Origin of the sequence: Jezberella montanilacus (assembly GCF_003003055.1) — a bacterium.
In the GTDB taxonomy this organism is placed as follows: Bacteria; Pseudomonadota; Gammaproteobacteria; order Burkholderiales; family Burkholderiaceae_B; genus Zwartia; species Zwartia montanilacus.
This window is the reverse complement of sequence record NZ_PVTV01000011.1, coordinates 780,027-793,720: the sequence shown is the minus strand read 5'-3', so window position 1 is coordinate 793,720 and position 13,694 is coordinate 780,027. Positions and strand designations below refer to the sequence as shown.

The 13,694-nt window shown below is 51.3% G+C and carries 12 protein-coding genes; 3 read left to right on the top strand and 9 right to left on the bottom strand.

Annotation, left to right across the window (positions count from 1 at the left end; genetic code table 11):
• Nucleotides 1-145 precede the first annotated feature (145 nt).
• From BCM14_RS05340 to BCM14_RS05315, 6 genes are all read right to left on the bottom strand, one after another.
• Nucleotides 146-1,426 carry a glycosyltransferase family 9 protein gene (locus BCM14_RS05340; protein ID WP_106226910.1) on the bottom strand — a complete coding sequence of 427 codons (1,281 nt, stop codon included), beginning with the start codon at nucleotides 1,424-1,426 and terminating at the stop codon, nucleotides 146-148.
• Nucleotides 1,423-2,418, bottom strand: coding sequence for a lysylphosphatidylglycerol synthase transmembrane domain-containing protein (locus BCM14_RS05335; protein ID WP_259673428.1), 996 nt, complete (start codon nucleotides 2,416-2,418; stop codon nucleotides 1,423-1,425). The genes BCM14_RS05340 and BCM14_RS05335 overlap by 4 nt, the downstream gene beginning before the upstream one ends.
• Entirely contained in the window at nucleotides 2,415-3,983 is a 1,569-nt protein-coding gene (locus BCM14_RS05330; RefSeq protein WP_106226908.1) for a glycosyltransferase family 39 protein, read from the bottom strand. Before BCM14_RS05330 ends, BCM14_RS05335 begins: the two co-directional genes overlap by 4 nt.
• 38 nt (nucleotides 3,984-4,021) lie before the next feature.
• Nucleotides 4,022-4,348, bottom strand: a complete 327-nt coding sequence (locus tag BCM14_RS05325; protein ID WP_106226907.1) for a Z-ring associated ZapG family protein — start codon at nucleotides 4,346-4,348, stop codon at nucleotides 4,022-4,024.
• 76 nt (nucleotides 4,349-4,424) lie between these two features.
• Complete coding sequence (gene murU, locus BCM14_RS05320) at nucleotides 4,425-5,144, bottom strand: N-acetylmuramate alpha-1-phosphate uridylyltransferase MurU (protein ID WP_106226906.1); 720 nt, start codon at nucleotides 5,142-5,144, stop codon at nucleotides 4,425-4,427.
• Nucleotides 5,144-6,187 carry an aminoglycoside phosphotransferase family protein gene (locus tag BCM14_RS05315; protein ID WP_106226905.1) on the bottom strand — a complete coding sequence of 348 codons (1,044 nt, stop codon included), beginning with the start codon at nucleotides 6,185-6,187 and terminating at the stop codon, nucleotides 5,144-5,146. The genes murU and BCM14_RS05315 overlap by 1 nt, the downstream gene beginning before the upstream one ends.
• 164 nt (nucleotides 6,188-6,351) lie before the next feature.
• Between BCM14_RS05315 and BCM14_RS05310 the strand changes: the two genes are divergently transcribed.
• From BCM14_RS05310 to rsmA, 3 genes are read left to right on the top strand one after another with little or no spacing between them, the layout of a single operon-like run.
• A complete protein-coding gene (locus tag BCM14_RS05310) occupies nucleotides 6,352-8,823 on the top strand; it encodes an LPS-assembly protein LptD (protein WP_259673427.1) in 2,472 nt (823 codons plus the stop codon).
• A complete protein-coding gene (locus BCM14_RS05305; RefSeq protein ID WP_106226904.1) occupies nucleotides 8,823-10,517 on the top strand; it encodes a peptidylprolyl isomerase in 1,695 nt (564 codons plus the stop codon). Before BCM14_RS05310 ends, BCM14_RS05305 begins: the two co-directional genes overlap by 1 nt.
• A gap of 4 nt (nucleotides 10,518-10,521) precedes the next feature.
• Entirely contained in the window at nucleotides 10,522-11,319 is a 798-nt protein-coding gene (gene rsmA, locus BCM14_RS05300) for a 16S rRNA (adenine(1518)-N(6)/adenine(1519)-N(6))-dimethyltransferase RsmA (protein ID WP_106226903.1), read from the top strand.
• Here rsmA and BCM14_RS05295 read toward each other — a convergent pair.
• From BCM14_RS05295 to BCM14_RS05285, 3 genes are read right to left on the bottom strand one after another with little or no spacing between them, the layout of a single operon-like run.
• Entirely contained in the window at nucleotides 11,310-12,455 is a 1,146-nt protein-coding gene (locus tag BCM14_RS05295) for a glycerate kinase (RefSeq protein WP_106226902.1), read from the bottom strand. The two genes, rsmA and BCM14_RS05295, sit on opposite strands and share 10 nt — an antisense overlap.
• A gap of 25 nt (nucleotides 12,456-12,480) precedes the next feature.
• Nucleotides 12,481-12,864: a lactoylglutathione lyase gene (gene gloA / locus BCM14_RS05290; protein WP_106226901.1), complete on the bottom strand. Its 384-nt coding sequence runs from the start codon at nucleotides 12,862-12,864 to the stop codon at nucleotides 12,481-12,483.
• A gap of 13 nt (nucleotides 12,865-12,877) precedes the next feature.
• Nucleotides 12,878-13,645: a M48 family metallopeptidase gene (locus BCM14_RS05285; protein ID WP_259673451.1), complete on the bottom strand. Its 768-nt coding sequence runs from the start codon at nucleotides 13,643-13,645 to the stop codon at nucleotides 12,878-12,880.
• Nucleotides 13,646-13,694 lie beyond the last annotated feature (49 nt).

Here is a 13,694-nt window from a genome sequence, read left to right as displayed (position 1 = left end):
TAAAACAAAGCCGGTTCTGGAGCCGTGAAGTGAGCAATAGCCCAAACGAGTAAAGGCAGTATCGGTAACAGCCAATACCATGGACTAAACGACCGATTTATATCGTTTGGCGCTTTGAGACTGCTCACTGTGTGATCAACAGTCATCAATTCAGCAGGACCGAGCGATGAAACGCTTGATGTGACACGGCAGCTTCATATTGAACCAGAACCTTGTTCATCACTTGCTGGACGGTAATCGCTTTCATGCATACGTTATCGTGACAGGGCGTTTTACGGTGATTGGCTGCGCTGACACACGGTGAACAGGCCAGCTCAGCCGTGATGGGGATGGATTTACCCAATGAGCCATATAAAGCAGGGGTTTCGGGGCCAAACAGTACAACGGTGTGCAAGTCGGTAACCGACGAGAAATGCCCAGGACCCGAATCGTTCGTGACCATGACATCTGCGATGGTGTAAAGGGTTGGCAGCTCGCTGAATTTCACTTGACCAGCAAAGTTCAAGGCGTTTGCAACGTTGGCCCCAAGCCTTACTTTCTCTGCATAGGCATTCTCTTCGGGTGACCCGGTGATCAGAATCAGACTGTCGGGCCATTGACGTTCAATGGCGATGATCAAGGCTGAGAAGCTTTCGGGCGCCCATCTTCTTTGAACCAGTAATTCACTTGCATTCGGATTGATCAGAAACAGGGGGTGTGTGCCGTGGCGGTATTCCAGACCATTGGCTTTGGCCAGCGCTTCAATTCGATTCATCACATTTTGATGCATTGAGGGTTCGATGTGAGCCTGAGCAATTTGTATCGCAGAATCTGGAAAATGGACTTTGCTATACGGGAGTTCTTTGTGATGACTGAAAGCGGCATAGACCAAGGCAAGAAAATTTTTTGCAATGTGCTGATGGGGGTTGTAGTGAACTTTATGGGTCAACATCGAGCCGCGCCAGAGTCCCTCACCGTGAAAAATATCGTAACCCACTCGCCTGCGCGCACCGCACAAGCCCGTTAGCAAGGCAGTGAAACGAGAGAACAGTTCGAGATCGATCACCGTGTCGATGTTTCGTCGCCTGGCATCGAGCAAAAATTTTAAAGTGTCACGAACAAGACTGATCAGTCCGGAGGCGTCGATCGTGAAAATGTTCTCTGGTTTGACAGTATTTAGCAGCGTCAGACTGGCTCGATTACTTTTGAAAATCAGAAAAAAGATTTCAGCCCCTCGCGCTTGAGCATCCCGCATGGCTGGGTCAACAATGATTGCGCTGCCCATCTCTGATAATTCAATAAAAAGCAGTTTTTCTGGAGAGGCAGGAGCCGACTTGATTAAATTTTTTATCCAGTCTGCGATTCGAACGAAAGGACTCATCAATGCACACAGCGGTACCCCGACCCGTCTGTCAATCGCTCGCATGGTGTCAACGCTGATACTCATGATTTGCTAAGCTCGCTTTGTTGGGTTGGATGGTGATGTCTGGCACGTTGAAGGAGCGCCCAGGCACCAGGCAAACTCGTGAGCAAGTTGACTAGTCCGAAGCTCACTGAGCTAATTAGCGTAATAGTTGGATCGACGTTCCACAAGACCAGCACCGTCGCAAAGGTACTTTCGCGTAAGCCCCAGCCAGAAATACTGATCGGTAGTAGCGTCAGTAGACCTAGTGCGGGCAATGCAACCATCAAGGCTTCAATTGGCACCGCTGCGCCATAGGCCCGTAAACAAAATCCGAAACCACAGATTCCGCAAAGGTGAACGGCAACAGAAAGCATTAACTGAACAATAAAGGTGGGTGACCCCAGCGCGATAGTCAGTGCTGGCAAGCCGGCAGACAGATGTAATTTTTTCAGCACAATATTGACCAGTGAATGCGATGTCGGCCAAGCAAGCAAGAGAGCGCAGAGAGCCATCCCACCGAGCATTGCAGCCAATACAGCAACACCTAGAGTAGTGGCCCAAGCGGTGATCAGTGAGCCTGCAAAAATCAATCCGCTCGCCCCGACGATATTGTTACCAACGAAGCCCAGGCCCCGATCTAAAAGCACGACAAAAAAACCGATCCTCAATTTGGTTGGCTCAACTGCTGGATTGATCGTCACGCTTAGGCGGTGAGCCTCAATGGCTCGGTAGCTATCCCCACCAATCATGGTCGGTAAGCCTTGATTGATCAGCAGCCCGGCAAAGTAGATTTTGATGAAGCGTGCTATTGGTAAATTGATCCCTGCAGAACGCGCAATCCATGCCCAGCGAAAAGATGCCAGCACGGTACCCAGCAACATGATTAGCATTGCAAAGATCAACCACTTGGGCGAAACCTCAATGTCCGCAGAACGCAGCGTCTTCCAGTCAACGCCGCGAAACGCAAGCCATAGAAGCAGTATCGAGAACCCAATCCGCAAATAGGGGCCGATGAATTTGAGACGAGTTTTCAAGGCCGACCGCCCCAGCTTTTGCAGTGATAAAAATCAAAAGTGGAGATTTCCCTGCCAGCCCGCGCGATGGGTAGCGTCTCGATGAAGTCGCAGGATTTGAATTGTCCGGATTTGAGTGGCAGATCGAATTTCATTTGAGACCAATTGACAAATATCGTGTCGCTGTTACGGGGGATTTGCCCAAACCAGATGTCAAACTGGTCAAAGCGATCATCAAGCACGTAAATGGCCAGCGGTTGCGCGTACCAAGCCATACGACTTGCTAACGTCCAGTTGCTGATTGATATGCCAGCCACGTCTAGTTTAACCGCTAGATCTCTCGCCACTGATCCTGCTTGATCCCAACCCCACAGGTCTGCGAAGGGATTTTGTTTGCCCCACTTGTCCTGTGCAGTGACGCCCGGTAGGCCCCCGAAAAATAGCAGGGTGAAAGCGAGTGAGCACACCAAAGCCTGCACGACGACGAGTAGCTTGATGAATCGTCGTCGACCATTTGCCCAGTCTTGCGCAATCAGTCGCGCTGCAAAAGGGCTTGCCGCTAACCATGCAGGTGCTGTCCAGTGCGGCAGCCCGCCGCCACCTGCGAGATAGGCGGTCACTACAAATGGGATGAAGAAAAAAAGCATCATAGCCAAACCCTTTGCCTGTCTTTGTCTGACGCCCAACCATAAGGCCATGGCGCTCGCGCCGACCAGTAAGGGCCCATAGGCGCCAAGCTGGATTAAAAAGAACAGGAGGAATCGCTTAAATTGCCAGTCGCCGCCCGACCCATGGTGGATTTGATAAACGAATGAAATCCAGTTGTGTGTGAAATTCCAGTAAACAACCGGGGTAACGATAACCATGGCAACAGCCATCGCCAGCCAAAGCCCTAGACACTTCAAGGCGGCCAGACCAAAATGCCAAAGCAAGACTAACGTCACAGCTAGAGCGCTAAAAATCGCGGTGTATTTGGATAAGCCAGCCAGGCCGAGAAGCAAGCCAAGCAGTAGCCAATGTTGTAAACGAATCTGCTTGATCGTATTGTTTTGACAGACATGCAGCGTGAGTTTCATCAAGCCAAGCGTCAGCGCCATCAGCAAAGTATCGGGCAATAAACCCACCGCTAAAACGTGTAAGACCGGTGAAATCAAGATTAAACCGACCGCCCACAGGCCAGCTAGCTCTCGTTGTTGGGCTGGCTCGACTTGATCCCCTGTCGCAGGACCCACCCCAGCGTTGCTTGAAACACCTTTCGGCATTCTTAAGAGAACTGGCAGAGCAGGATCGCGTGCAAGTTGCCAAGCCAAGAGGCTCGAAAGCAGCCAAAGCGCCTCGGGTATGAGGCGAAGCACACCGATTGGTGCTTGAAGCGCAACAAGCGGCCATTGAATCCAGCCTACAAGAGGCGGGTGATCAAAATAGCTAAAGTCCAGTTTTGTGGCATACAGCGCATAGTGCGCCTCGTCGACAGAAAAGCCAAGTAAAAAGCCAAAGCCGACGTGGATCAGCCCCCCCAATACCAACAGACCCATGAGAGAGGCGCTGAGTGGTGGGGGCACGATTTTTGCAGGGTTCGTGGGCATAGGGGTTAAGTATTAGCGTCCCATGTGCCGGGCCCGCGTTATTGGCTAACTGGTGCGGGACTGCCAGAGGACGGTGGGGTATTGATACGAACCGCGTCAAGCGCAGCTTTTAATTCTTCCAGTTCAGTGCGTAATCTTTGACGGTCGATATTGCTGCTACTTAACTCGTCTGTCAACTTTTGCGCCTCGGTTGCCGATAGTCGTTTTGGCCCGTAACTTGTTTGTAAAAAAAGCACACCCAGTGCGCCAATCGCAATACCAATGGTCAAAATGATGAGCCAGGCTGGGATGCCGCGCCGGTGACTGGTTCTCTGGTAGGGGATGGGTTTAAAGCTTGGTCGTTGCGGTTGCACACGGATTACCATTCATACGTCCTATTTCTGCTGCACTTGATAAGCGCGCAAGAATAACCGTTTTAGCGTGATCTTGCGTTGCGATCAGTCAGGATAGCTGGTTCGGGGCTTGCTGCAATGACTTCCTGAGGTACTCATCCAACTCACTTAACCTTTCGGGCGTCCCGACATCCATCCAAGTGCCGTCAAAGCGAGCGCCCAAAACGAGCTGATGATCCATTGCTGTTCTGAGTAACGGAGCCAATTTAGCGGGCAATCCTTTCGGCGTGTTGGCAAAGAGAGCAGGTTGATAAACACCGATGCCTGAAAAAGTTAGGGCGGTTAATTGCGATTTGTGCTGAGTGAGCTGCCCGGCCGGGTTTAAGGTGAAGTCCCCCGATGGATTGTGAAGAGGATTCGGTACCATGAGTAACCAGGCGAGCAAACCAGTTCGAGTCAAGCGGTTGGCGATTTCAGCCGCGTGCGACGGGTTCCAGTCACACCAGATATCCCCGTTGATCACTAAAAACGGGTCCGTCCCAAGTTTGTGAAGTGCCGTGGCAATACCACCGGCAGTTTCGAGTGCGCTGATTTCAGACGAGTACTGAAGTTGAACCCCAAACTCGCCTCCATCCCCTAAAGTAGCCTCGATCTTTTCACCCAGCCACGCGTGGTTAATGACGATATCAGTAATGCCTGCCTGAGCCAGCTTAAGCAGATGCCAGACAATCAGAGGCTTTCCGCCCACGCTTAGCAAGGGCTTGGGCAGATGATCGGTGAGCGGGCGCATTCTTTCGCCCCGACCTGCCGCCAGAATCATGGCTCTCATTAAAAGGTATATCCGACAGATGGCTGGATGTTGTCCAGTTGATCGAGCAGTTTGATCAGGGGCCGAAACGCCAGATAACGCCCGGCGACCTGTCTGACGTATTGGTTGACCCGTGGGAGGTGAGCCAGATAATGGGCTTTATGGTCGCGGTAATTTAAGCGAGCAAAGACCCCGAGAATCCTTAGGTTTCTTTGTAGACCCATCCACTCGTAATCTCGGTGAAAGTCTGCAAAGTCTGTCGGCACCGGCAGCCCTGCCTTACGGGCTTGCTCCCAATAACGGATCGCCCAATCTAGTTGTTGCGGTTCTTCCCACGTGGTGCGGGCATCCATGACTAGTGATGCAAGGTCGTAGGTGATTGGCCCGGAAACAGCGTCTTGGTAATCCAAAATGCCGGGATTTGGCCCGTACTGAGCCTCAGCGCAATACATCAGATTCGGAGAGTGAAAATCACGATGGACGAACACGCTCGGTTGAGCCGAGTTGTGTTGTACCAACAGGTCGAATACCTGATCGATCGCTTGAGCCTGAGTCCCATCGAGAGTCATTTTGTAATGCACTGACAGATACCAGTCATTAAATAAACTAAGTTCGGCTTTGAGCCGAGGCGCATCGTAAACGGCTAGACCGTCTTTTCGAGCTTGCTGTACTTGGACAAGGGCGCTCACGGCCTGCCGATACATGTTTTGAAGACTTGGGTCATCAATGCCATTTTCGATTCGATCGTAGTAAGTGGTAGGACCAAGGTCAGTCAAAAGCAGAAATCCCAGACTAAGGTTTTCCCTAATAACGTGCGGGACATTGAGTCCGGCATCTATCAGTCGTTGCGTCACATCGATAAAGGGACGACAGTCTTCGTTGGGCGGTGGCGCATCCATCACCACCAAGGTTCTGGTAGTGGCCGAGACCCTGAAATAACGGCGAAAACTGGCGTCACTCGAGGCGGCTACCACGCTTGTCGGATCGATAGACAATTCGGTGCCCAATTTGGACAGCCAATCAATGAGGAGGGTGAAACGAGCGTCCTGAGCGTATAAAGTCATGAGTCAATGCGTAGAAAAGGGTACGATTCGGGGCAGATTGCCGAGTTATCAACACGTAATAGTTTGCTTCTCTATAATACCGTTCGGCTGCACCTATTTTGCGCTTATAAAAGCGGTAAGGTGCGATTGATGCCTAACGCTTGTCACAAGGTTAAACCCTGCACGTGTATTTTTTTCGCTGTATTTTTTTGCTGTTTGGTTTGAGTTTGTCTGCCATGCAAGCGCATGGTCAACAGATGGTCGACCCTCTCGCCGCTAAACCAGTTGATAAAGCTTGGGTTGGGCCGGGCTTGCGGTTGACGCCCGCATTGAACCGCCCTCCCGCGGGTGACAAGCCGATGGCGTCCTTTATCGAGAGTGATGAGCTCAGGTCGGACGCTGACGAAAACGTATTGCTCACGGGTAATGCGTCCACCCGTCGTCAGGATGCAATCTTGAAAGCCGACGTTATTGACTACAACAAAGTGTCGTCTGTCATGGATGGACGCGGCCACGGTCGACTGATCCGCGACGGGAGTACCATCACGGGTCCTGAAATCCACTACGACACCGAAAACGGGACGGGCACTGTCAACCAACCGAACTTCTGGTTAGAGAGCGGTGGTTCTGGCATTGGTTCTTGGGCCGATATTTTTAGTCGTAGTCAGATGTCAGTGACCGATGTGACTTATTCTGGCTGTCCCTGTCCAAATCCTGCGTGGTACATGCAGATGGACAAACTTGATCTGGACTTTGATAACAACGAGGGTGTGGCTCGCAATGGCGTACTTTATTTTAAGGATGTGCCGATCCTAGCCTCCCCTTATTTAACTTTTCCTATCAAGAAAGAGCGTAAGTCGGGGTTTTTGATTCCGACTTTTGCGTCCACTTCGACGACGGGCTTTGATTACACGCAACCGTATTATTTCAATCTCCAGCCTAATTACGATGCGACCCTTGTCAGCCGCACGATGAGTAAGCGCGGCGAGCAGATCGGTGGCGAATTTCGCTGGATGAATGCGTTCGAAGGCACATCTATCTACGCACCGGGTACGTATGTCAGAGGCCAACGCCGCACCGAGTTTGATGCGACGTTATATGATCGTTTTGACTTTTCAGGCACTTATCTAAATAACGATCTGACAACTCAGACTAATCGCTGGTTGTATTCAACGAATGGCTTCAAAAGCCTCGATCGCGGCTTTTATGCCGCTTGGTCTGCGACCGGTGTTTCGGATCCTAACTATTTCCAGGATTTTGCGGTGATTGGCGCGAATCAGATTCCGACCACAATCTTGCCGCGAATGGCGATGGCCGGTTGGGCCGACGGATTCTGGTCTTCTTCTGTTCAGTACTTGACTTATCAAACGCTGTCGTCCGTATCGAATCCAGTCGTGGCTCCCTACAATAAAGTCCCAGAAGTTGCGCTCGCCGGTAATTTGTTTAATTGGCACGGCCTGGATCTTCAAACCGAGAATACGGCCACGCAGTTTGACTTGACCAATAGCGTCGGCGTGACAAACTACAGTAGCTTGCCGGTAGGCCAGCGGTTTAGGTCTTATACGCAAATCTCTTATCCCGTCGTGCAGCCAGGCTGGTATGTCACGCCGAAGTTGAGTTTATTCGGTAGTCAGTACAACACCGACTGGAAGGCACTGACGGGTTCTTACGGGCAGTCATCCAACACGCTCATGTTGCCGTTAGCCTCGATTGATGCGGGTATGCGCTTTGAGCGGGACACCAAATTATTTAATAACGCAGCCATCCAAACAATTGAGCCCAGAGTAAATTATCTTTACGTGCCCTATCAGAACCAAGCTCAGGTTCCTGTTTATGACACCACGTTGGCGGATCTCAGCTATTCGCAACTCTTTCAAGAAAATATTTATTCTGGTGGTTGGGACAGGGTAGCCAACGCCAATCAAATTACGACCGGTGTCTCGACGCGCTTTCTTGATGCGGACACTGGCTTTGAGCGCTTGACATTCGCTGTGGCTCAACAGTACTACATGACTGATCAGTTGGTGACCTTGCCGTATGCCGTTGCGCGGACCAACAGCACATCCTCGGTGTTGTTTGAAAACACGGCCGCATGGACGGATAAGCTTGGCACCGCGGCCACCTTGCAATACAACCCATATTCTGGTCAGTTTGATCGCAGCCAGCTGTCTGCGCGCTGGAAGCCACAACGTCAAGCGTTGATTGCAGCGTCCTGGCGCTATCAGGTGACACCAACCGATACTTCCGTTTACAGGACTCAAGGTCAAAACCAGATCAGTGTCTCTGGTCAGTGGCCCTTGGGAAAAAACTGGTACACGGTCGGTCGAATCGATTACTCGTTTGTAAACAGTCCAAATACTTATCAATTGCCAGGCTTTACGCAGATGCTTGGTGGGCTGGAGTACAAGTCTGATTGCTGTTGGGCGGCAAGGGTTGTATTGCAGCGTTATGCCCTTAATCCGTTGCTGAACACGACTGTCGCGACGACGCTTGCAACTGCCAATACCTACAACACAGCGGTGTTCTTGCAGCTTGAGTTGTCCGGATTAGGTGCTTTAGGCAGTAATCCAATGGGTCTCATCGCCAAGAGTGTTGTTGGTTATGAGAATCCAGTGCCCATGGTGCCTAATGTTTCGAAATTTGAAAGGTACGAATAATGACTCAATCGAGTGTGACATCCAGAATCGTCAAGCTACTGTGTTGTATGGTTTTGGTTGTGCCGTGCGCTGCGATGGCTCAGTCAACTAGCTCGGTAAAAAAGAAAACCGATGCCAACAGTGTTTCGACCTCGCCCAGCAAAACGTCTGCTGTGCCAGTCAAGGCAACTGACTCTGCAAATAAAAGTAGCACTGCTCCAGCCGAAATCGAAGCCGATCAGATTGTTGCCGTCGTTAACAAAGACGTCATTACCCAAAGTGAGCTGAACGTTGAGCTAAAAAAAGCCAAACAAGAGTTGACTGCACAAAAAATTCAGTTGCCTCCCGATGATCTTTTAGGCGCGCAGGTGTTGCAGCGCTTGGTGACTGATAAGCTGATTGGACAAGAAGCCGGGCGCTTGAAATTGACAGTCACTGACCAAAATTTGCAGCTGGCGACAGAGTCGATTGCAGAACGTAACAAACTGACCGTTGCCCAGTTACGTAAACAAGTAGAGGCAACTGGGTTGACTTGGTCCGAGTATCAGAACAACTTGAAAAAAGAAATCCTGCTGGATCGGCTGCGACAGCGAGTTGTTGAATCGAACACAGTTGTATCGGATGCGGAAGTGGATGCATTTTTGCGTGAACAGAGTGCTCGACAGGCAGGTGGCTTAGCGCCGCTTGGTCGTCCAGCAGCGCCGAGTGAGGTGGAATCCGCTGATGGACAACAGCAGGCAACCATGCCACCCAATCAGCCACTCGCAATGGCGTTATCGCAGATTTTGGTGCGGGTACCTGATGGTGCCTCAAAAGAAGAGATTGCAGCCAAGCGAAAAAAAATCGAAGATATCCTTGCACTGTTGAAATCGGGACAAAGCTTTGAAACTGTGGCAGCTGGGATGTCAGAGGGTCCTGAGGCCATGCGCGGGGGGCAACTTGGCGCCCGTCCTATTGAAGGTTGGCCCGATCTGTTTGCTAACGCAGTCATTAAATTGGGGAATGGACAGATTAGCGGCATTATTCAAAGTGGAAATGGCTTTCACATTCTGAAGGTATTGGCTCGATCGGATGCAGCCCCTCCTCAACAACAGGCGTCATCCAAAGTAGCCAAGCCAGGCAAAAATGCAAAAGAGGCGGCCGGGTCGCCAACAGCGTCGCAAAAGCAAGCTTCTGGGCAAAATGCGCAACCCGGTCGTGGCCCACAGGGCCCGGTTGTAATTGGTGAAAGTAAAGGGCCAATGCTTGTGCAGCAAACTAAGGCACGGCATATTCTGATCAAGGTAAGTCCTGTCATGACTGATGAGTTAGCCTTGCAGCGCTTGAAAGATATACGCGACCGTCTGATTGTCGGTAAAGAGTCTTTCTCTGATTTGGCAAAACGCTTCTCTAACGATGCGTCTGCTCCGCAGGGTGGTGATCTTGGTTGGCTCAATCCGGGCGATACCGTACCACCGTTCGAGCGGGCAATGAACCAACTGCAACTCGGTGAAGTTAGCCAACCTGTGCAATCACAATTTGGTTGGCACCTCATTACCGTTGATGATCGCCGCACCGAAGATATGGCTGATCAATTTAGACGCAATCAAGTCAGGCAGTACCTCTATCAAAAGCGTACTGAAACTGCCTTTGAAGATTGGGTATTGCAACTCAGAAATCAGAGCTATATCGATAATCGTCTCGAAAAGCGCTTGAAGCAACAAGCAACTGAGTAGGCGGGTGGCGACGCATCAGGCTCGGAAAAGATTCGGTCAAAACTTTTTGGTCGATCAGGGGGTTATCGAGTCCATTGTTCGCGCTATTGACCCCTCAGTCGGCGATCGAATGATTGAGATTGGGCCAGGTCTCTCTGCGCTGACAGAGCCGTTGTCAGCGCGCTTGTCTAAACTGGTAGCCATTGAAATTGACCGTGATTTAGCCAGTCGTTTGCGCAATCGGTTTTCCACAGACAAGCTTGACGTGATTGAAGCCGACGCGCTTCAAGTAGATTTTTCGGCGTTCGGATCGAGTTTGCGAATTGTGGGTAATTTGCCTTACAACATATCGACCCCCCTCCTGTTTGCCTTAAGTCAATATGCCGACAGCATTATTGACCAGCATTTCATGTTGCAACGTGAGGTTGTTGATCGAATGGTGGCGACACCTGGAAGTGGTGACTTCAGCCGTTTGTCAGTGATGTTGCAGTATCGCTATAAGATGACCAAGCTTTTTGATGTGGATCCCAGCGCTTTTGATCCGCCGCCGCGAGTGGTCTCATCGATTGTGCGAATGATTCCGCTAGATCAGAACCGTCGACGTGCAGCGAACGAAAAACTCTTTGCAGAGGTTGTTGCTCGCGCGTTTTCCCAGCGGCGAAAAATGTTAAGAGGTGTTTTGTCGGCCTGGGTGCCGATGATACCTTGGTCTGACTTGGGTATCGAGCCAAGCTTGCGGGCTGAAGCAGTATCCGTGCAAGCCTATATCGGCATGGCAGACGCTCTGCATGCGCAAGGTGTTAACAGCCTTGCTCAAGCGTGAACGCTAAGTTGCCCAGCCAGCCAGACACGGATGATGTCCTCTGCGCGGTCTTCGAGTAACTGGGCGCAATCTTGACAAGCCTGGGCAAGGGTCATTGGACCGTTGGTCAAGCTGAATGCTGCTTGAATACCGACGCCATAGAGTTCCTTATACCCAATGCCCAGTGAACCTGCAATTGCGATGACTGGTACGCTCAGTCTTTTTGCGATTTGCGCAACACCCATGGGCGTCTTGCCGTGCAAGGTTTGAGCGTCCATCCGTCCTTCACCAGTCACGACCAGACTTGCGCCGTCAACAGCTTTTACCAAGTCACTGAGTTCGGCTATCACCTCTACCCCAGGCCTAAAGCGAGCCTTCATGAAACTGTGTGCTGCGAAACCCAAGCCACCCGCGGCGCCTGAGCCTTTGCTATTGCGAAAATCGTGACCCATTGTTCGGGTGACCGAATCAGCAAAATGACCTAGCGCTTCATCAAGTTGTCGCACTTGCGCAGGCGTGGCGCCCTTTTGTGGACCAAAAATCGCTGAGGCACCCTGAGTGCCGCACAAAGGATTATCAACGTCGGATGCAATGGTCACTCGAACGGTTTTTAGTCGCGGATCCAGATTGGTCGCGTCAAGGGCCGCCAGTCGAATCAGGGCGGCTCCTCCTGGCGCTAGGGTGTGGCCTTCCGAATCTGTTAGCTTGAGGCCTAATGCCTGCAACATGCCTGCGCCGGCATCATTGGTTGCCGAACCGCCCAGACCTAAAACGATGTGCTCCGCACCTTGGTCGAGGGCGTCAAGGATCATCTCGCCGACACCAAAGCTGCTGGCGCGCATCGGATCGCGGTCTTCTGGGCGAATCAATTCAAGGCCAGCTGCGGTTGCCATTTCTATCACTGCAGTCTTAGCAGGCAGCCAGGCCCAGGCGGCATTTCGTGGTTGCCCGAGAGCATCCTGCGCAATGGAGATTCGTTGCTCTCCCTTGGTCGCAGCTAAGACGGCATTTACAGTGCCTTCGCCACCGTCTGCCATTGGAATGCAAAGCACAGTAGCATCTGGCAAGACTCGTTGAATGCCTCTGGCAATCGCAAGCGCTACTTCTTTGGCAGAGAGGCTTTCTTTGAAAGAGTCGGGCGCGACAACAATTTTCATTGAGAGTGAGTGCTAGCCATTAACATTATTTACGTTGAATCAATTCAATTTTGTAACCATCGGGATCTTCAACAAAAGCAATGACTGTCGTGCCATGCTTCATCGGCCCCGCTTCACGAGTGACTTTGCCACCTCGTTCGCGGATCTTGTCACAGGCTTCATAGGCATTTTCGACTGCTAAAGCAATATGACCGTAGCCAGTACCGATTTCATAATGATCGGTATCCCAGTTATAGGTAAGTTCGAGCACTGCGCCCTGACTTTCGTCCCCATAACCGACAAAAGTGTTGGTGAATCGGCCTGTCGGGTATTCGGTACTGCGAATGACCTGCATGCCCAGGACGGTGGTGTAGAAATCTATCGAGCGCTCGAGATTGCCAACGCGCAACATGGTGTGAAGAATTCGCATCTTAGTCCTTTGATTAAAGTTCTGGTACGCCGTCTGGCGAAAACTGTTTAAGAATCTGTTTGGCCGATAGATAATCCGGGTAAAGTTGTTCAACTTCGTTCCAGAAGTCTCGACTATGGTTCATTTCGCGTAAGTGAGCAAGTTCGTGCGCAATTACGTAATCGATAACCATGGGGGAAAAGTGTATCAGTCGCCAGTTAAGCATGATGTTTCCATCACTGCTGCATGATCCCCAGCGAGTGCCGGCAGATGATAGTCGCCATTTTGTGATGCTGAGGCCCGTTTTGCGAAGAAAGTGGTTCAACCTGTCCTGAAACCAGTTTCGCGCTCGTCCCTGCAGCCAAGCTTGTGCCATCTCTCTGATTCGTGAGTTATCTGCGTCTAACGGCAACGGCAACCATAAGCATTGACCTGCTTGAGGAGCGTTGTGATCTCCCTCAAAATGCGGGCTACCGTGTGGGATATGAGCTCCGGGTACGCCCACCCTTAGTACGATAGGACACCCAAGGTAGGGAAGTTCACCCCCAGACTGCCAGCGCGTGTGCGACATCGCCATACTATCTTTGCGGCGTTGCCAGTCCTGCAGTTTTGTCAAAATCCAGGACATTTTTTCGATGACTGCATTGTCGATCTGCACCAGCGTGACCCAGTTTGGCGCAGTGACCCGCAAACCGTCGTCGCCGATGACAAAGCCAATGCTGCGTCGCTTCGATCTAAGTAATACAAAGCCCACGACGTTGTGCCCCGATCGAACGATGCGCCAACGACCTCCGTCCGGCATGCTTTGTGGTGGTTGAACCCAGTTTGGCTGTGAACCTTGCGGTTCTGCC